The organism is Epibacterium sp. ABZ3_068, from assembly GCF_056159265.1.
Window position 1 is genome coordinate 3,156,801 of record NZ_JBSWUV010000001.1, and the last position, 22,108, is coordinate 3,178,908.

Below are 22,108 nucleotides of genomic sequence, written 5' to 3' on the forward strand. Positions count from 1 at the left end.
GATTCGAGGCGTATGCCCCTTGCGGGCAGACTCGCGTGGCGGGGCATAGCTGGTCCATACTGGACTTTGATAGTTTGGCAGGTCTGGTGGTCACAACCCGTCCAGAAATTGCCTTACGGCTTTGCCTGTCTCGGTTGGCGCATCAAGACTGGGAACATGACCGCAGCCGGTCAGGGTCACCATCTGGCCGTGCTGGAGCGAGTCAGCCAGGATCTGTGCGCCGCTGAAATCAAAGATTTCGTCTTCTTTGCACCACACCACAAGCGCGGGTTGTTCAATCCGGGGTGCGATTGTTTGCAGCGGTTGCTGGTTTGATGAATTGACCTCATTCCAAATACGCTCGTGTTCCTTGGCTTGCGCGATCTCAGCCTTGGCCCAGTATTGCTCGATTGTCTGCGGAACAAAGGGTTTCTCGGGGAATAAAAAAGTATTCCGTTTCTCAAACTCTGCCATGTCATGCACGACAAGAGAGTAGGATTCCTTTTCCATCATGATTTCAAAACGGCTTTTGGTTGGGGTGTCGATCCCAACAGGGCTGCCGACAAAGGCCACAGACATGATCCGGTCAGGAAGCGCTTCAGCTAGCATTCCCGAGATCTGACCACCCATGGAATTTCCAACCAGATGGACCTTCTGAAGGCCAATCGCGTCCAAAACCGATTCGATGTTGGTGACCTGGTTTGCATAGGTATACGCGCCCTTGCCCAGGATTTCGTTATCGCCAAAGCCGGGAAGGTCAAGGATGACTACGTTATATCCGTCAGAAATCTGGCGTGACATGTCGATCCAATGCTCTTTTCTCGAAAACAGACCATGTAGCAAGACAACCGTTTGATCGCCGGTTCCCCCTGCCAGATAACCGACCGGTCCAAAGTCGGTCTGAACCGATTTAATGCTAAGCCCGGCAGAGGATGAGTAGGCCGTCAACATCGCCTGGGCCGAGCGGTCCGGCCACATCCGAACTGCAAAAAAGCCGGAGGCCCCGAACCCGACGACCAATACAAAAACAATCAGAAGAAAACGCTTGATCAACCGCATGGAAATGCCCGCAATAGTAGAATGACTGCTTCTTCCCTACGTGCGGACCGCGGAGGTTCCAACCGAATTTTACAGTATTGGCGAATGTCAGCCGGGGAGTAAGAGCCCCAATTGGACCGCCTGCACGACCGCATAGGTGCGCGAGCTGGAGTCCAGCGCTGTCATTGCGTTGCGAATATGAAAATCCACCGTGTGTCGGCTGATGCCAAGGATGCTCTCTATCTCCGAGGACGTCTTGCCCAGTGCGCACAGCTCCAAACATTCCAATGCGCGCGGTGAGATCTCGATTGTTTCGTTTGTTTCGGCTTCTGTACGCTGGCGGCTGATCGTTCGTCCCATAAGCTGGCCAAAATAGGTTGCCACAACCAGTTCTGTGTCTTTAAATCCTTTTTTGCGACCGCTGGCGAAGGAGATGATCTGCATGTCTCCGTTTATTTGACGCGTAGCCAGACAAACGCCCGAGTTAATGTCGTGCTTTGCAGCGCTTTTGAGAAACTTTTTACAGGCCCCTGTGCGGCAGAACCGCTCCACAAGCTCATCCCAGCTGCTTGCAAAACTGGTCCGCGCGGCAAATCGTAAAACCGGGTCGACCTCATGCAGCATCTGTTCAGTGTAGTGGTCGGTCCATTCCTTCTGATAGTCGAACCAAAGGTTTTCAGAGGCCATGCTAAATTTGGGACGGTTTACCTTTGGGATGTGATAGCCCGACCAGTAATCAACATCCAAAACCTTCTGCAATTCTTCGAACACACCGCGAGGGTGCAGATCCACGAAGTCGCTGTCTGCCAGAGGAAAATTAATCATAATGTCAACAAACTCATGTCAGGTAATAGTTAATAGCTACGCCTGGATGAATAGCGCACCTATAGCGTGTGTAAAATGAAAAAAACACGACCATAGGGAGATTTATCGAAGATTTTCACATCTTGAAACATGCATGGGTTTCACTTCCGAGCATTCGGAAATATCAAATCTGGTTCCTCGATGTAGGCCGGGTATGCCGCGCGTCCGACCGCAACCTCTGCCAGGTCGATTTCGATCATATCTGTGTTGTGCTGCGCCGTCGTTGGCTGCAAGGAAACGCCCCCCGGCCGAACGTGAAATGCGCCGCCATTAAATTGCGGGCTGGCGTCGTGGTTGCTGCTTGCAACATAGCAACCAGAGACCAGTGACAGCATGCGGGCGGCCAGGATCCAATTGTCCAATGCCCCTCCTGTTGCACGGGGGCACAGCAAGACATCGACATTCTGCCTGAGATAGGCGCGCGCAATCTGGGACCACATCATTTCGGTGCAAATGGCAAAGCCGAACCGCACGCCAAGATGGTCGATCACGTTGAAACGCAGTGTGTCGGCCTTGAACCAGGCTGCCTCTGACCATCCCTCTTCTGATGGGAAGATTTGCTTTGAGTGAGTTGGTTCAAATCGCCCTCCCCGGATCACACCGGCTTGGTTGATAAGCCGCTGCTGTTCAAGCACCGGGCGGGTGAGGAACCATGTCCCCCCCGCCTCAGCTAAACGCTCGACCAGTTCGTCATGCGCTGCCACACTGCGCTGCGCAGCGTCAAACGACGGTTTGCCGGATCCTGCCAGCCAAGGGCCGACTGGCATTTCGGGCAACAAAACCGCATCGGGGGACTGGGCAGCCAGCTCTGATATCAAGGTATCAAGCTGCCCGGCAAGACCCGCGTCGTCAAAGCTGCGCTGCAAACAGAGAAGTTTCATTGGCGTCACGCGTCTTCTTTTTTATAGACCTTGAAGGGGCACCGATCCTCACGATCCTGATTGGTGTCGGTGATCCCATACTGCCACCATTCGATCTCACCGATGATGTAGCTGCCCAGCTGAGGACAGTGTGCTTGCTCATCATAGGCTTCGATACGGCCACGGATTGTTTCGCGGACTTTGCGGCCAGCCGGCGACGCGCCTGCCACCACGTCAAAACGTTCACGGGGGTTGACGATAAACAACAGATGCTCCCCCAGATTACGGCTGCGGCGTTTTTCGTGTGCGGGGCAGCTCATATTGACAAAAATCTGCATCCCGTCAAAGCACATGGTCCAATATGGCGAATGAGGATCAACTGCCACATCGTCTGGCCAGGGCGCGGGGTCGCGCAGATGAAGCTTTTGCAGGACATTCCAACCAAACGCGTGATAATCCTCTATGGTGTCTGCCGCGATGGCGGCGCGTGAAAACGCCACAACCATCGGATATGCCGAGCTAAGTTTGCCGTCCCATTCACGCGACAAGGCCACATATTCAGAGAGTGACGCAGCGAGTTTGTCCATCGCAGCGTCGCTTGCGTCTTCGACAAAGATAAACCGGACCAACTCGCGCGCAAAAGCGTTGCGGGCAAACGTGCAGGGAAAATGGATGGATTGGGCAAGGCGCTGATCCAAGTCGCGTGCTACCTGACGGTGCCATTCTGGATAATCCGTGGCAGGGTTAAGCAGGTCTGCCTGATGTATGATCGCCATGTCGTCGTGTTCCTTCCGCATCGGGGTCTCACCCCTGGTGTTTCATCATTCGTGGAGTTCTTCTGGTGAAAGACCGGGCCCCCGCCGCACAGCGGGTGTTGGGCCCGGAGCGAGGCTTAGCTCTGCACAGAGACCGCATCTGGAAGATCGGGCTGCGACCGGTATTGTGCGGGGTTGGCAGCTGGCATGGGGGCATTTGCGGTGCGCAATTTGCGCCCCCGGGTGAGCAAGATCAAAAGCGCCGGCGTAACCGTGTATTCGACCACCAATCCAAGCAAGATGGTCAGGGTTGTGACCCACCCAAAGAGAGCCAGGCTTTGTACCGTTCCTGTGGTGTAGACGATGAACGCAACAATCAGGACCAGGGTCTGGATGCCCATGGCTTTGCCGGAGCTCTGGAACGTTTGGTGAATGGCATCGTCCAGGCCGGTCCCCTCTTTGCGGCGGTCCAGATAGCTGCGGGCAAAGTGTATGGTGTCGTCATCCAGGATCCCCAATGCAATTGCGCCAATCAGGATGGTGAACGGGTCAAGCAAGATGCCCAGATGTCCCATTGCCCCAAGCACAATGGCCACACAGCCGATGTTGATCCCCGCCATGGCCAAGCCCACAACAACGGAGCGCGCGATCAGGATCATGACAAGCGTCACAAAAACCGACGCCATCAAAAACGAAGAGATCTGCGTCTCCGTGAGGAACGTCGAGATTTGCATCCAAAGGGGAACAACACCGGTGACAATCACCTTGGCCTCAGGGAAACCGGCCTCTGCCAAAAGCTTGGGCGCCTGTTCCTCGATCAGCTGAACCATGGGGATGAAGGCACTGTAGGGGCGCGACGGCACCAGGAACGTCAGGCGTGCCTCTTCGAAATCAGGGTTGCTCACACGGGTCAGTTCATCGCTGCCCGAGCTTTCGAACAATAGGATGAGCTGGGCAATGGTCGCGCGGTCATCAGGAATTGCATAGCTGCCGAGGTTCTGCTCGTTCAGCTCCTTGACCACATCCGCCAGGGTATAGGCCTTGACGGGCACGCCCTGCTCGACCGAGGCGAGGGCCCGTTTGGCAAGCTCGTCCACGGCTCGCAGTGCTGCAGGTTCCTTGAGCGCGTCCACCTGCCCCAAGGACACCAGGACCTCGATTGAATTGGAGACAGGGATTGCCGCGTTGGTGGTCTCGTAGGTTTGGTACAGAACGCTGCTGCGCTTGAACGTGCCAAGATAGTAATAGTCGGTGTTCAACTTTGCCACACCGGCCAGAGCGAACAAAACGGCTGCCGCAAATACACCGGTCGCCAGCCAGGGTGCAGACAGCGCCAAATTGGCAGCGCGTGTCATCAAGGCATTGTCCGTGTCACGTACCGGCGCGGGTTTGATCCGATCACCCCAAAGGTTGGCGAGGATGGGGAACAGGATCAGTGTGAACAGGCAGGCCGCCAGCAGACCAAGACCCAGGGACAGACCCACATCGCGCACCGGCAAAACCCTCGATCCGGAAAAGGCAAACAAGGCTCCGGCTGTGGTTAGGTTGGCCAAAAGCGCGGCGCCGCCGGCGTCTCCCATTGCTTCGATGATGGCGCTGCGGGTGTCTTCTCCGCGGCGGCGTCGACTTGTGAAGTCAGACATCAAATAAACGGCTGTGCCCAGCCCGACAGAGATCAGGAACGAGGGAACAATGGGTGTCAGGAGGCCTGCGTCAGCCCCCCAAAGCCCCATCGCGCCCAAGGCACAGGAAATCGACAGGATCGAGATGAGAGGGGGCAGCGCAAGCGCCAGTCTGCTGCGAAAGACCACTGCAAAACCAGCCATCACAAGCACGAATGTAATCGCCCCAAAGGTGCCGCTTTCGGTGCCAACAATGGTTTGCACATCATGGTCCAGAAGCGGTGCTCCGATGGCAACCCCGTTCCACTGGGCGTGTTGCGGCTGGCTCAGGATGTCACGCAGACTGGCTGTGAATCCGGCTTTATCCGCGTCCGAGAAACTGCTGACAGTTTCAACCAAAATGCCAAACTTCTGCCCGGTATCATCGACAAACAATCCCCGATAATAGGGGTGCTGGGCTGCGGTTTCGAGGCGTGCAAGCACCTCGGATTCTGTCAGATCCTCGTTGAGGTAGTCTCCGACGTCGATGAAACTGTCCTCACCGGTGATGGAGCGCACATTGTGCAAGGATGTGACACGCTCGACCCCGTCCACGTTCTCAAGTTCGTTTGCCAGGGTCCGGAGACCGTCGACAAACTCGACATTTGCAACCTCCGGTCTCAGGACGATGAAGGAGAACTCATCGGATTGGTATTTGTCCTTAAAGGCTTTCCAGTTCCCGATCTCAGGCGCTCCGTCCAGAAAGAAGCTCTCTGGTGAGGTATCAAACCCCAGACGCGCCAGACCGCTCATCATGACTGCGGCAGTTACAAAGACAATAGCCAGCGCCATGAATTTGTAGCCAAGAACCCAGGCTGCAAAGCCGCGCATGATGCGGCCCAGCCCTGTTTTTGCGTGTTGCATATTCATCTCCTCAATCCTGATGTTCGAGGCTCAGGAAATCCTGAACCGTTCTGGACAGGGCAAAGCGTTGCACCTTGCCGTTGCCCGAGCGGGGCAGCTCTTCCAAAAAGAAAATCTTGTGTGGGACCTGTGAGCGCGCATGGCAGGCCGCCAGATCGGCGCGAATGCGCTCTTCGGTGTCCGCGTTTGCAGGAACCCCGGCTGCGGGCACAACAAAGGCATAAGGGCGTACCAGAGGTTCGGGATGTTCGCGAAGCACCACCGCGCATTCTGCAACCAATGGATGGCGCAGCAGGAATTGTTCGGTTTCAGTTGGAGACATCCAAACCCCGCCGACCTTTATCGTGTCGGAGGCGCGACACAGGTAATAGAGGTATCCAGCTTCATCCATACGCATCAGGTCATTGGTGCAATACCAACCGTCGGCAAATACTTCGGCTTGGGCTTTGGCGTTCCCGACATAGCTGGTGGCCTGTGTATTGCCGCGCACCCATGCGACACCCGCTTCTCCAATCCGGGTGACTTCGCCCTGCATATTGCGAAGTTCAATCTCAAATCCGGGGGTGACCTTGCCAATGGATCTGCCACCACGTTCCCCAGCCGGGGTTGCGCAGGCAAATGACATGATTTCCGTGGTGCCAAGACCGTCCTGAATTGCCACACCGGTCAATCGTTCCCAGGCGTCGCCCACAAAAACAGACGATGGCTCACCTGCGGCAACACAGAGCCGCAACGAGGTGACTTCGCGCTCCGGCTGTTTCAGCAAGATGCCATAGATCGTCGGAACCGAGAACATCACGGTGGCATGTTGGCTGACGATCTGGTCCATGATCGCTTCGGGGTCGAACTGCCCGGTGCCCAACAGCAATGACGCTCCGTGATACAGCGCAGTCATTGAAACCGACATCCCGTAGGAATAGCACAGTTTGGATGTCACCAGGACGTTGTCCCGCGGGCTGAGGTTCGCGATGACACGGCCATAGTTCTCGGCCATATTGACCAGATCGCGCAGGCTGTGGGAGACCGCTTTCGGGGCGCCGGTAGAGCCAGACGTAAAGATCACAAACGCTTCGGAGGCTGCGGCCATACAGACCGAGTTCGGTACCGGTCCGCCAGGTGTCAAAAGGGCTGCAGCAGACGGGATCGGATGCATCGGCAAAAGATCCTCAAGACATGCACCTGATCCCGGAGCATGCAGGCACAAGGTTGGCCGGGTGCTGCGGATCATCTCCGCCAGGATCGCCTTGGGCAGGTCCGCATCCAGGATCACCGCAGATGCGCCAATGCGCCAGAGCCCGGCAAGACAGGCGATGTGCTCAAAGTTCCCGCGTGCCACCAACAGGACCCGTGTCCCCTGCACCACATCAAGCCCTTGCAGATATCCCGCAACATTGCCGGCAGCCTGATGGAGCTGTGCCCATGTATAGACCGTCCCGTCGGCTGCAATGAGCGCGGGATCGTCGCATTCAGTCCCCAGCGCCCGCATTCCGACAAGGCGCTCGTAATAGTCGATCAATGTGTCGCCATGGATCGAGCGCGGGTCAGCAGGCAAGCTGGTGCGTGACAGGGCTTCAGTCTCGCTGGGGCCGCTTCGCATTGTCTCGTCAATCAGCCCCGTCCAATCCACGCGCCCAATGGGTTTGTCGAACGCACGTAGATCGGCCAGCGTAAAACCGGTTTCTGCTGCAATGCCGCGCAGCATTGAGATCTCACGCGGGGATGGGGAGGCTCCCACCGACGTATCCTGATAGTGTCTGCGTAGCGCCAACATGACCGTTTCAGCGATACAGGCATAGGCAATCCCACGTGGCATTGGGATACCAATCGCCATTTCGGGACGTCCCGGAAACGCGATGACACCGCCGTCCATCAACAGCACATCATCGCGCTCTTCACGGCAGCGAAAGCTGATGTTGCCGGGACGCGAGAGATCGCAAACGATGGATTTTGTGCGCAGATCTTCCGGGTTGATCAACCGGTCCGTTGAACTGGTCGCGGAATAGACGACATCCGCGTTATAAAGATCATCTGCGCAGCTGGTGGACAGGACAAAAAAGCTGGGATCCTCCAAAACCCGCACTGCGATCTCTGCTGGCGTGTCACCCTGCTCAAGCATCGGCAACGCTCGGGACAGCAGGGACCCCTCCATCACGTCAAGCTCACCGGCTTGAGCCGCTTCAATCGCCGAGGTAACAGACCGCTTGAGACGGCGAACGGATTTTTCCATCGGGGTTGCAGGATTGAGGAACAGATACAGTCGCCGAGCGCGTGCAGAGATCATCTGAACAAGGCCGGTCCCGATCGATCCTGCGGCACCAATTATGGCCGCTGTACTTTGGCTTTGATCACGTCCCAGAAGCGTGCAGGCGTAATCTACGGCCATCAGGGCGGCCTCGATGGTGAACCCGTTTCCTGTAGTGAGTGCCGCGCCCAATGGGTCGACCAGCTGACCCCCACGGGTCACAACCGAGGTATACCCCCCCAGCCCCACGATTTTGGCTCCGCGACGGACAGCCGCGTTTACGCCTTTCTGTACAATCTCAACGGCTTCGTCTCTGGGCATGTCCAGCAACTGCTGGGCGCTGCGTGGGAGCAGGAAGATGTCCCCCACAGCTGACGAGCCATCTGTTCCCCGAATGCGTGACCGGCTTAGAAGCAGCGGTTCGTCAAACTGGCCAAGCATTTCCGTCAGCAAATGGCGTTGTTCTTCCGTAACCTGCCGCAATAGCGGATCAACGTTCTGCAGATCATCGACCTCCAGCTGGTGAACAAAAAAACCAAACCTGCCTTCGTCCGGGCCGATCTCTCCAACAGGTTCCGCACCGGTGAATTCTACAGCGGTCTCGACGCGGGCCTCCATGGTTGCGCCGGTGACATGTTTGGTGGCGCGGACAGTGTCAGAGGCATCCAGAACTTCGAGGCAGGCCTCCAACCCGGCTCCATAGGCGTCGCAATCCGCATCGGAAATGGTCAGGCTGGGCAGCACGCGCAGGACATTCACTGTGTTCGCCGCCGGGCTTACACGAACACCTTCCGACAACATGTACCCCATCATCAAAAACGGGTATTGATCACCGGCACGTGCCAGCTGCAAAAAGCCGCCCTCACTGCCGGATACGACCTCAGAACAGGGGGAGATTTCGACCCCATGCATCAAACCACAGCCACGGACGTCCTTGATTATTTCTGGAAAGCGTTTCTGTAGGCGTGTGTGGATGTCTAACAGTCGCGCGCTGCGTCGACGCACCTGGCGCAGCAGCCCGCCGTCTTCCTCAAGCAGGGCATCCAGATATGCGTGGGCCGCGGTGGCCGCATAGGTGTTGCCCGCAAACAAAGACAGTTGTTGGAACTCCAGCGACTTGGATACCGCGCGCGGGCCCAAAAGGCAGGCAGAAATCGGCGCTGCACCACCACCCAGAGATTCGCCCAGAATGATGATATCGGGGTTGCCACCGGTCCATTCGGTTGCAAAGACATGACCGGTGCGACCCAGCCCACACATCTGTTCATCGTGGATCAGCAGCGCGCCATAGGTGTCACAGAGCGCGCGCACCTCGTCGAAATATCCCTTTGGAGCAATATGGACGCCACCCTCGCACTGCATCGGTTCAAGGATCACGCCGGCGATATTGTCGCCTTCGGCTTTCAGGGCCTCGGCCAGCGCGGACGCATCGCCAAAGGGGACAAAAATTGTTCCGGCCAGTTCTGCAAAATCATTGTCTTCGCGCGTATGCGTAACTGACAGCGCCCCTATGGATTTGCCATGAGCTCCGCCAATCGCCGCAATAAAACGCAGACGATCTGTTTTCAGGCGTGCGCTGTTGAGCGCGATTTCAACGGCTTCGGCGCCGGTGGTGGCCAGGTTGACCTGTTCGGTGACCATTGGCGCCAGTGCCATCAGTCGACGCGCCAGCGCCAGCGCCGTGTTGGTGAAATAAGGTTGGATCAGGTTGGGGCTTTCAGTGTTCATCACGTTGGCCACCGCCTGGGTGACCGAGGTCGGTCCATGGCCCAGGGGCAACGCACCGTGACCGGGCACCATATCAAGCACATGTCGGCCGTTTACATCGGTCAGGATGTTGTCGTTGGCGTTTACAAAATCGGCGTAAAGCCCAGTGGCCTGCAGTTTTCGAGACAGACGGGCATTGATCGGGTCGCCGTGCTTGGCGCCCTCTGAATATTCCAGCGGCATAAGGTATAGTCCAATCTTGTCAGAGGCTTTGCGAACGGAAATGCCCGCCCGAGAACTTTGGCGCGAAGTCCAGTTTGCTGAGGTTGATTTTGGTCTCACGGCCTTTGCCGTGAACCACCATGTGGCGCGACTGCAGGATGTATTTCCCATCCGGGGAACGTTTGGCACCGCCCATGGTCTGCGTCTTGACCGGACGACCTTTGCTGTCAAAGTATTCGATCCGGCTGGGGATCATGCTGTTGGCGGCCGCTACGGTCACCGCACGGGCATATCCGATATTGCGGGCGAAGCTTGATGTTTTGGCACTGCTTTCAAGCGTAATTGTTCCGCCTGATTGCCCGGTCACGGCATGGTCGAAATCGGCCAGATCCAGTGTCATCAGATTTGCATAGCTAAAGTCGGTGCCCGCAAAGGCATCTGACTGGTTTGACGAAGACACGCGGCGCACTTTGCCCACACTTGGAAGCATCAGCCAAAGGCTGTTGTCCTTGCCAGTGTTTTCCTGGACCAACAGCTTGGTGCCACGGATGTCTCCTGGGTCGGTGAACTCATACCGCCGCAAGCTGAGACTTTGGGCTCCTTGGCGCGCTGCTGTGACCTCAAGCCCTCGCGTCCGCGTCTGTGCACCCTTGCGGATCAGTTCCACCGTGGCAAAGGCAGAATAAGCAGCGGTGCGTTCGATATCATTGATCGCTTGGGCAATCTCAAGCGCATCGGTCGCTGCGCGCAGAATATTAGGCGTACACAGCGCCGTTGCAACTGACGCGCCGACAGTCCCGATCAGGAAACGTCGCGTGACAGGCAGAGAAACTTTGGACATATCAACCTCCTTGTTGAGGGGCAGTTCGCAAAAAAATCAGGCGAAGGCTTCGACGCAGGCCGGGGACAGTTTGTACTGCTCCGGATCGCCGGTGACATATTCGGAAATGGCGCGCAGAAGCGCTTGTGATTTCAGGATAATTTCATCGTGTTCGGCTTGGGGGTCCGACAGGTAGGTGATCGCACCGCCACAGCCAATGGTGACGTGGTTGCCCTGTTTGACGACGGTCCGGATGACAATCGACAGATCTGCCTGTCCTCCGTATCCAATCCAGCCGATTGCCCCCGAGTAGATCCCTCGCGGCCCTTGTTCGAGCCGGTCGAGAATTTCGACAGACCGTTTTTTCGGAGCCCCGGTCATGGAGCCGCCTGGAAATGTTGCGCTGATCGCATCCACGGCGGTCAGTCCAGGGCGCAGGCGACCGCGCACGCTAGAAACCATCTGGTGCACTGCCTTGAAGGACTCAATTCCACACAGTTTGGACACGTCGATCGAACCAGGGATCGATACATTTGCAAAATCGTGCCGGACCAGATCGACAATCATGATGTTTTCGGCCCGTTCTTTTTCGGAGCTTTCGAGTGCCTCGCTCAGCGCATTGTCCTCGGTAGGAGTTGCGCCGCGCCGCGTGGTGCCCTTGATAGGTTTGCTCTCCATTTGCCCCTGTGCATCAACGGTCAAAAAACGCTCTGGTGACGAGGCCATTACTTCAGTGTCGCCGATTTGCAGGAACGCACCATAGGGCGCCGGATTGCGTTCGCGCAAAAGTTTGTAAAAGCCCCACGCATCCAGCGGCATCTGACCTGTTATTGTATTGGTAAGGCAAAGCTCGTAGCTCTCGCCCAATCGGATCTGGCGTTGGCACTCTCGGATCAGTTCCAGATAGGTGTCCGGCTGGTGGCGTGGCGTAAAGTCCAACGTGTCCTGCACGATCGCAGCCGTCCGCTCCGGCGTGGGAGGAGAGACGGTCGCCACCGCGGCCATACTGCGCATCTGCGATAGAATGTCGTCCACGTCGTCCGCTTGCTGCGACCGTGACAGGCATACCCCCGCGTAGGTGGCGTCTTTTTCGTGGTCGATGACAAAGAACCGGTTCACAAAGCGAAACGCCGCATCGGCAGTGGGGCTTTTCCACGATGTCACGCCCATCAGCTCGGATTTCAGCTCATAGCCCAACCAGCCGACCAGGCCTCCGTGGAAGTCGAAAGGTGGTGCTCCGTCGGGAAAGGTGACCTCGGACTGGGTGTCGTTCAAGACGTCAAAAATGGACTTCTGTTCAGCAGAGACCAGCTGCGTTCCCTCATACAGCTTTATCGTTCCGGACTGCACACAATAGGTGACGCTGCGGTCGGCAGTATCGGGAACCTCGACTACCGAAAACCGTGACAGCCCTTCGCGAATGAGGCTGCTGTCCAGCAGCAGTGGCCGCCGCCCGGCAATCTGCCCCTGTACCTCGACCAGGGAGGCCGGATCCAACGCTGGGGCAATTTTCCTCCAATAGAGGGCCCGGGCCTCCTGACGCGGGGTCTGCAGTGGTGCCACTGCGGCGGGGTGCATATGGGCCTCTACCAGGCTCAGGAAATTGTCCAGAAGCTTGCGGCCACAGTCGGTGCCGATGGATTCAGGATGAAATTGCACCCCCCATCGCGGGGCGTCCAGCGCGCGAACTCCCATAACAATGCCGTCTTCTGTCCAAGCATCAACAACAAAGCCGTCCGGCATTTCAGGGCTGACCGCCCACGAATGATAGCGCATCACTGGAAGTGGATCCGGAAGGTTGGCAAAGACCCCCTGCCCATTATGCGCGATCTGTGAAATGCGGCCGTGCATCGGTTCCGGCGCAAGCTGTGTGCTGCCACCAGCAGCCAAAACCATCGCTTGATGTCCAAGGCAGACGCCCAGAACTGGCCGGGTTTCTTCCGCCAGAATCTGTTTTGAAATGCCCAGGTCCTGAGGCTCGGCAGGATTGCCCGGGCCGGGGGAAATCACAATGGCATCGTAGCTTTTAAACTGCTCGCTTCCCAGCTGGTCAAAGCTGTCATTGCGCATCACATCAACCGTGATGTTGTTTCGTAATCCACGCAGAAAGTCGGCTATATTGTTGGTAAAGCTATCGAAATTGTCAACGATGAGAACCTTCACGACTGCTGCCTCCTTTGAACAACCACACTCACGAGGGGAGATTTCGCCTCGTACTGCCTTGGTTGCTAGTGCAAGGCTCTGGACGCTGTCACCTGCGGACTTTGACAGTTCCAGCACCGGGGCGTGATGCACTAGGCAGGGCGGTAACTGTGATGACGGACGGAGCACGGACCGGCATGAAAACGACTGTTGGCATCATCGGCGGCGGGCCTACGGGGCTTTTGCTGTCTTATCTTTTGGACCGGATGGGAATTGAAAATACCGTCCTTGAACATCGAAGCCGCGCCCGCGTTGCGGCCCGTGTCAGAGCCGGTCAGCTGGATCACGCCAGCGTGGAATATCTGCGCCGGATTGGTCTGGGTACAGGGCTTGATGAGCGGGGGTTGCCTCAACGTGGCATGAACCTGCGCTTTCGCAACGAGACGCGGCGGATCAACCTCGAAGAACTCACAGGTGGGGCCTATTGTACGGTTTACGGGCAGTCAGATCTGACACGCGAGTTGATGGAGACCCTCACGGATGCGGGTCATTCCCCGCTGTATGAGGTGAGCGATGTGGCGATCTCGGATCCGGCCACAATCCATTTCCAGCACGCAGGCGAAACGCAGCGGCTTGAGTGCGACTATATCGTGGGGTGTGACGGGGCGCATGGAGTCACCCGTGCCTATCTGAATGGCGACACCGCGGCCTTTTCCCAGCGATTGCCATTTTCATGGGTCGGCCTGCTAAGCGAAACAGCGCCCATCTCAAACGAGTTGACTTACGTGTACCACCCCCATGGGTTCGCGCTTTGGTCTATGCGCTCGCCCAGTGTGTCGCGGACTTATTTGCAATGTGGGCGGGACGACACCAGCGATGATTGGAGCGATGATCGTTTTTGGACCGAGTTCAGCCATCGCATGGGGCCGGAAGCGCAAATTTCGCCCGGTCCCACAACCGAACGCGTGATTGTTCGGATGCAAGGCTATGTCGCAGGTGTGATCCAGCGGGGGCGTGTCGTTCTGGCCGGAGATGCCGCGCATATCGTACCGCCATCCGCTGCCAAAGGGCTGAATATGGCAATTGCGGACGTGGCCCATCTGGTGGATGCGCTGGATGCCGTATTGTCCGGGGCCGATGCCCACGGAATGGCCCGCTATGCAGATGCGGCACAACAACGGGCCTGGGCTGGTCAGGCCTTGTCATGGCGGATGACCGATCTTTTGCACGCTCCCCCTGATCGCAACCCGTTTGAAAACGAGGTCAAACTGACTCAGCTTGACGAGTTGATCTGCAGCTCCGACCGCCTCCGCGATTTCTGTTCATCCTATGTTGGTAAGGAACTGCTGGCATGACGGTGCGCTTTACCCTCGGCTGCGCGGTTTTGGCAACGATCTGCGTCTCTCCTGTGCTCGCCGCAGAGTTGGAGGGTCATATCGCGCTGGGCGTCAATGTCGGGGACGCGGATTTTGACAATAGCGGCCTGCAGGGGATCGGGCGGTTGGAATACCGGCTGACACATGACGGTCAGATCGGTCCAGCCGGCGTGAACATTGTGCTGGGTGGTGAAGCATGGGCATCCGAGCCGGAGTTGAATGAAACCCATCTGCTTCGCGAGGGTTTCGTCGAATTCAGCGGCGCGGCCGGAAGCATCGGATTTGGCAGACAGGTGCGCGTTCAGGGCGTGGCGGATGGGTTTATCCCCACAGATGTGGTCGCGCCGCGAAACTTTCGCCTGACACGCTATGAGACCGAGGGCAACCGCTTTGGTCTGGATGGTGTATGGGGGACGGTTTTTCTGTCCGACAGTTTCAGTTTGGAAGGCTATGCCTATGACGGGCGACGCAGCAGTGTGCTGCCCTCTGGCCTGTATACTGGCGAGCTCTCTTTGCCTGATGATCCCGTCGAAAGCGACGATGCCGTATATGGCGGCCGCCTTGCCTATCTGACGGCGGCTGGTGACATCGGGCTCAGCTATTACAGTGGTGGCGCAGCCTTTCCCGTGCTGGTGCCAACGACAACAAGCGTCCGCGGAGTGGTGCCTGAGCTTGAAATGTTGGGTCTTGACGCGGACCTCGTTTTTGGACCGTGGCGGGTTTATGGGGAGGTCGCATATTTCCGCTACTCAGCCGGTGAGTTTGAGATAGGTGATGGCTTTTTGCCAGACGACGAACTTCAATCCGTCGTTGGAGTGGAGCGGGAGCTAAAGGGCGACAGCACGCTTGGGGCACAGCTGTTTCATCGCAGGCTTCAGAACAAGCGCAGCCCGCAGACCGGTGCGGCGGCACCGCTGGCGGACGCAGTACGCGATATCTACGGCCAGTTTGACACCACGCAAAATGGTGCCAGCCTCACCTACACCTGGACCAGCGACGACACGCGATGGAGCGCAGAGGCTGCCGCCTCGAGCTGGTTTGAAGGCGATACCTACCTGACCCTACGCGCGCGCTACCGGGTCTCTGACACCAGCGCGCTTTACCTCAATGGAAGCTGGGCGGATGGCCCGCAGGACACCCTGTATGGCGTGTTCAGCGAAAGCTCAAACCTCAGCCTCGAATATCGATTTTTCTTCTAACGAGAAGGACCGCACCATGCTTTCAAAACGTCTTAGCCTAATTTTGGACTCCAAATTAACGGTTGCCAATCTTTTGGAAAAATCCATCGAGGGGCGCGAGGATGAGGTCTTCTTTACCTCGGATGAGTGTCTTGCACACTATGGCATCAACCGCGGCGGCCTGACAGGGGCCGGGCTGCGCTCAATCGTTAACCGTCTCAGCAACATCATCCTGAACAGTGGCGTACAGCGATTTGACCGGGTTGCAATCTGGAAGGCGAATTCTCTGGATTACTTCCTGTGGAGTTTTTCAGTTATGCGCCGTGGCGCGATATCTGTGCCGGTCAATGGCGGAATGCCGGCCGAAAACATGCTGCGTTTCATTCGCCACTGCGGCGCACGGACCCTGATCACTGACCAGGCCGGGCTGGAACGTCTGGCTGCCTGTGGGGCCCCGTTGGATGCTCTGGAGCAGGTGTTTGTCACCGATGGGACAGGACGTTTGCCAGAGACGCGGGTGGAACCGTTGGAGGACTGGCTCCCTGCGGCCCAGCCAGAGTTTGAAGTGCCCCATATGAGCCTGGATCAGCATGTTATGATTTGCCACACTTCGGGCACAACGGGCCTTCCCAAAGGGGTCCTGCATGGCACGGACAGTTTTATCACTGCGGCCAAGGGACAAATGAAGATCCAGTTTGTTACCCGCCGCAACGCGCTGATGTGTCCGGTCTGGATGAATCACCACATTAGCCAGGCGGCTTGCCTCACCTCCTTGGCCGCGGGCGTGCAGTGTCACGTGATCACCAACCACGATGCCGCCCATGTGCTAGAGAATATTGAGCGGCTAAAACCCCGTCTATTGCTGTCCTTCCCTGACGTCTATCAACGTATGTGCGAGGCCGGGCTTGCGCATTACAATCTGTCTTCGGTGCGCATGTGGATGTCCAGCGGCGACGCCATGCACGAGACGTTTATTCGACAGCTGACGGCCCAAGGGGCTTTCTTGCGGATGTTTGGAAAACCCGTGATCAGCTCTCTCTTTATGGAATTCTTCGGCACCTCTGAAATCGGCTTTGCGGCGCTGGTCAAAATCAGCGAGCGGCGCACCCGCCAATATGCGCGCATGGTTGGGCGACCGACTCCGGCAAGCCCCGCGGTACAGATCGGCGATGCCGAAGGCCGCCCCCTGCCCGCCCATACCATCGGACGCATCATGGTCAAAGGACCAACGCTGTTCAAAGGATACTGGAACAACCATGACCGCGGGCATGACGTGATCCGCGAAGGCTGGTGGTGGAGCGGTGACGTCGGGTATCGCGACCACTTTGGACGGTTTTACCAGATCGACCGCGATGTGGACACGGTCAACACCATAAATGGCCCTGTGTACGGCCTTCCCATCGAAGAAGAGGCGCTGAAGCTACCGGGCGTGACCGAAGCTGTTCTGTTGGCCCGTCCGGGTGAAACAGGCGACGATGCGGTGGTGATGGTGCAGATGGAACCAGGCAGTGTAGCCAATCCCGCCCACTTGCTGTCCCAGCTCAAGCTGAGCTGTCGTTGGGCAGAACATGTCAGTGATATTGTTGTCGCCGCCCCTGGGGAAATCCCACGTGGTTTGACCGGAAAGGTTCTTAAACGGACGCTGCGCGACAGCCTGCGTGCGGGCCCCGTCGGAGAGCAGATCGCTCAAACACGCAGCCAGCAGGAGGCCGAGACATGTCAGACCGCAACCGTATGACCACACTGAACCAGACCTACGGGTATCTGGAACGGCTGTTGGAACCGCAGGGTCATAACTCGAACTCATGCGATTGGTTCGAACTGGATCAGGCGCCGGATCTTGACCTGTTGGCGCAGGCGGCCGAATGCGTGTGCCGCCGCCACGCCGCGTTGCAGGCGGTCACCTCTCTGGGGCGCAAACACGGCTGGAGCTGGATTCGCGATCCCGAGGCACGACCGCAGATCCAGTTTGAGCGGATCAACGGCGCCTGCCCCGCTGACGCGCCGGACCAACTGGTCCGCAAAAATATTTGGGACCTGCCGCTGGACGTTGAAACCGGCCCCCCTTGGCGGTTGCATGTGACGCAATACGACGACCTGACGATCCTGCAAAGTGTCACCACACATATCTTTACCTGCGGGAAATCGGCGAACTTGATATCGGTCGAATTGTTCCGAGCCTATGATTTGCTGGCACGGGGTTTGCGCCCGGATGATACACCGGTTGAGGTTCCCGATCGCCGAAATGCCCAGTTGTTTCAGAAAAATTGGCGCTTGATGGATCACTTCAAGGCCGCTGTTGCAACTTCTGCGGACCTGATGCGCGAAGTGTTTACCTCGCCGATGCCGCTTGCCGGAGACCGCACCGATATCGCCAAACGTGGTCGCGCGCGGGTCGAATTTGTGGATTTGGGTCCTGAGCTGTGGCAGCAGCTGCGCAGTTTTGCACGGGCCGAAGGCGTCAGTCGACATCCGTTTTATCTTGCGGCATGGTCAGAAGCCCTTAGTGCCTTTAACGCAGCGCGTGGAGAACGGGTTGGTCCGCGTGTAAAATTCATGGACAATTTCTCGCTACGCCCGTTCTCAGAGCGAAATCTCGATGGGTTCTTCGATATTTGCGCGGTTCCTTACGCAATCGAAGTGCCAAGCGGCCCCTCGAGTCGTGAAAAACGTCAGCAGATCTTTGCGCATGTTGAACAGTTGCGGGCTGGTAAAATCCTGCGCGAGCTGACCCGTTATGAGATCTATCACAAGATGATGCACGTGCTGCCGACGGTGCTGACAACCAAGCTTCTGCTGAAGATCGTACTTAAAACACGTTTTATCATGTCCAATATCGGTGCAGTACCACCGGAGCTTTTGACCAACAGCTCCCTTCCTGTTCGCCGCTATTTCAGCTTTCCGCAGCTGTTTCCTCCGGGGAAAATTATGCTGTTGATGACCACAACGCCAGATACGGTGCGCGCGATCTTTTTGTGGGATGAAGATGCGATCAGCAGTGACGATATGAAAAATGAGCTGATCCCAGCGTTCCGCGCTGCGCTGGCCCGCTCGATTGAGTTTTCGGAGCAGAGCCCGGTCAGGGCGGAGGTTGCATGACAGCACTGCTATGGGTTGATGGAACGTTGCGCCCCCCGGATGCAGAGGTCTTTCAGGCCAGTGATCGCGGGGCTACCTTGGGGGATGGTGTTTTTGACACCGCCCTGTGCGGTGGGGCGTCTATCGTCGATGGGGCTGCGCATCTGGAGCGGCTCACCCGTTCGGTTGCGTATTTCGGATATAACTGCGCGCCCGGCCAGATCGAAGATGCCTATGACCTGGCGCGACAGGCGACCGATCCATCGGTCTTGCGTATTTCGGTCAGTCGCGGGCCCGGCGCGCGCGGGCTGGCGATCACGCCGACGCAGCGCGCCCGCGTGGTTGCCCAGCTTTCGCCCTTGCCATCGGGTATCCAGTTTCAACCTGTTGACCTGGCGGTTGCCACGTTTCCCCGTAACGAGATCAGCCCGGTGTCTTGGCATAAATCAGCCTGCTACCTTGAGGGTATTATCGCGTTGCGGCAGGCACGTGACGCCGGTGCAGGGGATGCGTTGTTCCTAAATACCCAAGGGCACGTTACATGTACCACCATGGCGAACCTTTTTGCGATAAAGGGGGATCTGTTGTTTACACCGCCTGTGACGGACGGTGCGTTGGACGGGATCTGCCGCGCCCGTATTCTGGCCCTGGCGCCATCGTTGGGACTGCGCCTATGCGGCGGCTCCGTGACCCTCGACGTATTGCAAGACGCTGACGAAGTCTTTGCCACAAACAGCCTGCGTCTGATTGTTCCTATCCGCAATTTCGGCGGGGCCAAGCTGCGCTATAGAAAACTGTTTGCGCAGGCATTGCTGTCACATATCTGCCAGGAAACCGGCTGTGTCCTGCCTGCTCCTGAATGGGCAGAGGATGTCGAACTCAGCCGCGAATAAGCTGCCCTTCAAATCTGCGCCTTCGGTCAGATCCGGTCCCGCTCGCAGGCGTGAGGTCCACCAGAGCGCGATTTGCACGACCTTTTTTACGTGTGTTTAGAGGGATCAATCTACTTAGGCTCAGATTGCATGAATTTTTAAGGCACTCCACGGCCAGCAGTTTTAAAAACCGACCGGCCATCTGTGCGACGTCTTCTGACTGTTTGATGATCGCGACTATGATGCAGGTTTGTTGATGCAAGCTGTTTCCGAGACGTGTTGATAGCCAAAGGAATATACTCCTGCATCCCAGGTCGTAAGCAACGCAAGCCAACCATGAGGTGAAATAAACGCCGATACGAACTGGCTTAGCCGTATTGAGGTTATGGTTTTGATAGGCCCAAGGGCTGGAGGCGCGTTGCGACACGTTATGATCGCTGTCCCAAAATCTTCTTTCCCGCGATCGCCCTCGCTGCAACCGTTACCTATTGGTTCGCAGTCCTGACCCAAGTTGTAGTTGGTTGACCCCAAGCGACCGCTGCGCCGCTTTGTCCTGGAGTGGGCATTGACCCTGCGCAATCGGATCTTCCCCCAAGGAAACGTTTGTGGCCGCGTTGGGGCCAGCGCATATCCGTTAATCTGGGAGAAATGAAACCTTAATGGGCATAAATTGCAAAAGGCGTGCGGTAATTCTTGTGTACGTCGGGGTATCTGCGCAATGGCGTTAACCATGTTTCCCGCTGTCCTGGCTTTATTCCCGCTAGCGGGTTAACCTTTTGGAAGTGTTCGAGGATGCTCTTCTGCGGCGTTTCACGCTGCGCCGTATATTTTGTAAAAAGGGGCTAGTCGTTGCGGTAAACCCTGTGTCGTTTTGCAAAAGCTCGCAGAGTTTCCTCTGAAATGTAGATTCATCAGGTTTTATAGTAGGGCGCTGGCAACCTTAGTTGAGGGAACATTAAAAACGTTGACTTACGGGTCGGGACCGCGTGGTTTTGCTTTTGGAATTTTTCACAAGCTGCGCGCGACTACGCGCGGTTTCTTTGCAAAATTGCATGATTTGCCTATATTTGCAAAAATGCATTGGTCATTTTGCGCTTTGATAGTGGCGAGAGCATAAATTTACCTGTTTTTTCTCCGAGCCTGGCCACAGGAACACGTCCCTCGTTAAGAAATGCAAAAGCGCAAAGGTGATTTTGCGCTTTTGCCTTTGCAGAAATGCTTAGTAAAAGGCCTGAAGCCCTGTCTGGGACCGTCCCAAAATCAAAGCATGCACGTCGTGAGTGCCTTCATAGGTGTTCACTGTTTCCAGATTGACCATATGGCGGATCACGCCAAACTCGAGGCTGATGCCATTCCCGCCATGCATGTCGCGGGACATGCGGGCGATCTCCAGAGCTTTGCCGCAGTTGTTGCGTTTGATGACCGAGATCATCTCGGGTGCGGCATTGGCCTCGTCCATCAACCGACCAACCCGCAGCGCGGCTTGCAGTCCCAATGCGATTTCAGTCTGCATATTGGCCAATTTCAGCTGGAAAATCTGAGTGTTGGCCAGTGGTCGGCCAAATTGGGTGCGGTCCAACCCATACTGGCGTGCCGCGTGCCAACAGAATTCTGCCGCGCCCATGGTGCCCCAGGCAATGCCATACCGGGCGCGGTTCAAACAGCCAAATGGACCTTTCAAACCTTCGACATGTGGCAAAAGCGCGTCTTCTCCCACTTCGACATTATCCATCACGATCTCACCGGTGATCGATGCGCGCAGGGAGGCTTTGTTAGCGATCTTGGGCGCGCTCAGCCCCTTGGTTCCCTTGTCCAGGACAAAGCCCCGGATTTTACCGCCATGTGCGTCGGATTTGGCCCAGACCACAAAGACATCCGCGATCGGCGCGTTTGAGATCCACATTTTAGAGCCCGTCAGGCGATAGCCGCCGTCAATTTTTTCGGCGCGGGTCTTCATGGACGCGGGGTCCGATCCGGCATCGGGTTCTGTCAGGCCAAAACAGCCAATCCACTCGCCGCTGGCCAGTTTGGGGAGATATTTCTGGCGCTGTTCTTCACTGCCATAGGCGTAGATCGGATAGATCACAAGCGAGCTTTGTACCGACATCATGGAGCGGTAGCCAGAGTCCACCCGCTCGATCTCGCGCGCGACCAGGCCATAGGTGACATAGCCAGCGCCCAGCCCGCCGTATTCTTCGGGTAAGGTTGTGCCCAAAAGGCCCATCTCGCCCATTTCGGCAAAAATCGCGGGATCTGTTTCTTCGTTTTCAAACGCGTTCAGCACACGCGGGGCCAGTTTTTCCTGGGCATATGCTCTGGCGGAATTTGCGACCATCCGCTCATCTTCGCCCAGCTGATCCTCGAGACGGAACGGGTCATCCCAGGAAAACCGGCCAAGATCGGGGGCGTCTTTGGTGCGAAGGGAGGGTTTGTTGTCCAGCATGTGAAGG

14 protein-coding genes and 1 pseudogene are annotated in these 22,108 nt (G+C 57.0%); 6 read left to right on the forward strand and 9 right to left on the reverse strand.

All coding sequences use genetic code 11. The features are described from left to right. Nucleotides 1-90: 90 nt before the first annotated feature. The 8 genes from ACXAEW_RS15175 to pabB all read right to left on the reverse strand — a co-directional run bounded on the left by ACXAEW_RS15175 (nt 91) and on the right by pabB (nt 13,175). Nucleotides 91-1,038, reverse strand: a complete 948-nt coding sequence (locus ACXAEW_RS15175; protein WP_474942116.1) for an alpha/beta fold hydrolase — start codon at nt 1,036-1,038, stop codon at nt 91-93. Between the two features lie 87 nt (nt 1,039-1,125). Continuing rightward, nucleotides 1,126-1,842, reverse strand: a complete 717-nt coding sequence (locus ACXAEW_RS15180; RefSeq protein ID WP_474942117.1) for an autoinducer binding domain-containing protein — start codon at nt 1,840-1,842, stop codon at nt 1,126-1,128. A 140-nt stretch (nt 1,843-1,982) separates the two neighbouring features. Next, nucleotides 1,983-2,762 carry a carbon-nitrogen hydrolase family protein gene (locus ACXAEW_RS15185; protein ID WP_474942118.1) on the reverse strand — a complete coding sequence of 260 codons (780 nt, stop codon included), beginning with the start codon at nt 2,760-2,762 and terminating at the stop codon, nt 1,983-1,985. A gap of 5 nt (nt 2,763-2,767) precedes the next feature. Next, the gene (locus tag ACXAEW_RS15190) at nt 2,768-3,538 is read right to left on the reverse strand and encodes a YqcI/YcgG family protein (RefSeq protein WP_474942119.1); all 771 of its coding nucleotides are present in this window, start codon (nt 3,536-3,538) and stop codon (nt 2,768-2,770) included. Nucleotides 3,539-3,633: 95 nt separating this feature from the next. After that, nucleotides 3,634-6,021, reverse strand: a complete 2,388-nt coding sequence (locus ACXAEW_RS15195) for an efflux RND transporter permease subunit (RefSeq protein WP_474942120.1) — start codon at nt 6,019-6,021, stop codon at nt 3,634-3,636. A 10-nt stretch (nt 6,022-6,031) separates the two neighbouring features. Next, nucleotides 6,032-10,213 carry an aminotransferase class III-fold pyridoxal phosphate-dependent enzyme gene (locus tag ACXAEW_RS15200; RefSeq protein ID WP_474942121.1) on the reverse strand — a complete coding sequence of 1,394 codons (4,182 nt, stop codon included), beginning with the start codon at nt 10,211-10,213 and terminating at the stop codon, nt 6,032-6,034. Nucleotides 10,214-10,232: 19 nt separating this feature from the next. Further along, nucleotides 10,233-11,033 (reverse strand): outer membrane lipoprotein-sorting protein, encoded by an 801-nt coding sequence (locus ACXAEW_RS15205; RefSeq protein ID WP_474942122.1) that lies wholly within the window; start codon nt 11,031-11,033, stop codon nt 10,233-10,235. Between the two features lie 36 nt (nt 11,034-11,069). Then, complete coding sequence (pabB, locus tag ACXAEW_RS15210) at nt 11,070-13,175, reverse strand: aminodeoxychorismate synthase component I (protein WP_474942123.1); 2,106 nt, start codon at nt 13,173-13,175, stop codon at nt 11,070-11,072. Between the two features lie 176 nt (nt 13,176-13,351). Here pabB and ACXAEW_RS15215 point away from each other — a divergent pair, with 176 nt between their 5' ends. The 6 genes and pseudogenes from ACXAEW_RS15215 to ACXAEW_RS15240 form a co-directional block, all read left to right on the forward strand. Next, nucleotides 13,352-14,509 carry a 4-hydroxybenzoate 3-monooxygenase gene (locus ACXAEW_RS15215; protein WP_474942124.1) on the forward strand — a complete coding sequence of 386 codons (1,158 nt, stop codon included), beginning with the start codon at nt 13,352-13,354 and terminating at the stop codon, nt 14,507-14,509. Then, on the forward strand, nt 14,506-15,729 hold the full coding sequence (locus ACXAEW_RS15220; protein WP_474942125.1) for a hypothetical protein: 1,224 nt from the start codon (nt 14,506-14,508) through the stop codon (nt 15,727-15,729). Before ACXAEW_RS15215 ends, ACXAEW_RS15220 begins: the two co-directional genes overlap by 4 nt. A 16-nt stretch (nt 15,730-15,745) precedes the next feature. After that, nucleotides 15,746-17,446 (forward strand): class I adenylate-forming enzyme family protein, encoded by a 1,701-nt coding sequence (locus ACXAEW_RS15225; RefSeq protein ID WP_474942126.1) that lies wholly within the window; start codon nt 15,746-15,748, stop codon nt 17,444-17,446. Further along, nucleotides 17,425-18,807 (forward strand): condensation domain-containing protein, encoded by a 1,383-nt coding sequence (locus ACXAEW_RS15230; RefSeq protein ID WP_474942127.1) that lies wholly within the window; start codon nt 17,425-17,427, stop codon nt 18,805-18,807. Before ACXAEW_RS15225 ends, ACXAEW_RS15230 begins: the two co-directional genes overlap by 22 nt. Then, entirely contained in the window at nt 18,804-19,679 is an 876-nt protein-coding gene (locus ACXAEW_RS15235) for an aminotransferase class IV (RefSeq protein WP_474942128.1), read from the forward strand. The genes ACXAEW_RS15230 and ACXAEW_RS15235 overlap by 4 nt, the downstream gene beginning before the upstream one ends. 225 nt (nt 19,680-19,904) lie before the next feature. Next, nucleotides 19,905-20,183 (forward strand): annotated as a pseudogene (locus tag ACXAEW_RS15240) (hypothetical protein); the annotation flags it as partial. Between the two features lie 694 nt (nt 20,184-20,877). Here ACXAEW_RS15240 and ACXAEW_RS15245 read toward each other — a convergent pair. Next, nucleotides 20,878-22,101 (reverse strand): acyl-CoA dehydrogenase, encoded by a 1,224-nt coding sequence (locus ACXAEW_RS15245; RefSeq protein WP_474942129.1) that lies wholly within the window; start codon nt 22,099-22,101, stop codon nt 20,878-20,880. Nucleotides 22,102-22,108: the final 7 nt, after the last annotated feature.

What these genes read in the sequence shown, in the direction of transcription:
- ACXAEW_RS15200 (WP_474942121.1), bottom strand. Translation starts at nt 10,213, where the DNA reads ATGCCGCTGGAATATTCAGAGGGCGCCAAGCACGGCGACCCGATCAAT.
- ACXAEW_RS15185 (WP_474942118.1), bottom strand. Translation starts at nt 2,762, where the DNA reads ATGAAACTTCTCTGTTTGCAGCGCAGCTTTGACGACGCGGGTCTTGCC.
- ACXAEW_RS15215 (WP_474942124.1), top strand. Translation starts at nt 13,352, where the DNA reads ATGAAAACGACTGTTGGCATCATCGGCGGCGGGCCTACGGGGCTTTTG.
- ACXAEW_RS15190 (WP_474942119.1), bottom strand. Translation starts at nt 3,538, where the DNA reads ATGCGGAAGGAACACGACGACATGGCGATCATACATCAGGCAGACCTG.
- ACXAEW_RS15225 (WP_474942126.1), top strand. Translation starts at nt 15,746, where the DNA reads ATGCTTTCAAAACGTCTTAGCCTAATTTTGGACTCCAAATTAACGGTT.
- ACXAEW_RS15175 (WP_474942116.1), bottom strand. Translation starts at nt 1,038, where the DNA reads ATGCGGTTGATCAAGCGTTTTCTTCTGATTGTTTTTGTATTGGTCGTC.
- ACXAEW_RS15195 (WP_474942120.1), bottom strand. Translation starts at nt 6,021, where the DNA reads ATGCAACACGCAAAAACAGGGCTGGGCCGCATCATGCGCGGCTTTGCA.
- ACXAEW_RS15230 (WP_474942127.1), top strand. Translation starts at nt 17,425, where the DNA reads ATGTCAGACCGCAACCGTATGACCACACTGAACCAGACCTACGGGTAT.
- ACXAEW_RS15220 (WP_474942125.1), top strand. Translation starts at nt 14,506, where the DNA reads ATGACGGTGCGCTTTACCCTCGGCTGCGCGGTTTTGGCAACGATCTGC.
- ACXAEW_RS15245 (WP_474942129.1), bottom strand. Translation starts at nt 22,101, where the DNA reads ATGCTGGACAACAAACCCTCCCTTCGCACCAAAGACGCCCCCGATCTT.
- ACXAEW_RS15205 (WP_474942122.1), bottom strand. Translation starts at nt 11,033, where the DNA reads ATGTCCAAAGTTTCTCTGCCTGTCACGCGACGTTTCCTGATCGGGACT.
- ACXAEW_RS15180 (WP_474942117.1), bottom strand. Translation starts at nt 1,842, where the DNA reads ATGATTAATTTTCCTCTGGCAGACAGCGACTTCGTGGATCTGCACCCT.
- ACXAEW_RS15235 (WP_474942128.1), top strand. Translation starts at nt 18,804, where the DNA reads ATGACAGCACTGCTATGGGTTGATGGAACGTTGCGCCCCCCGGATGCA.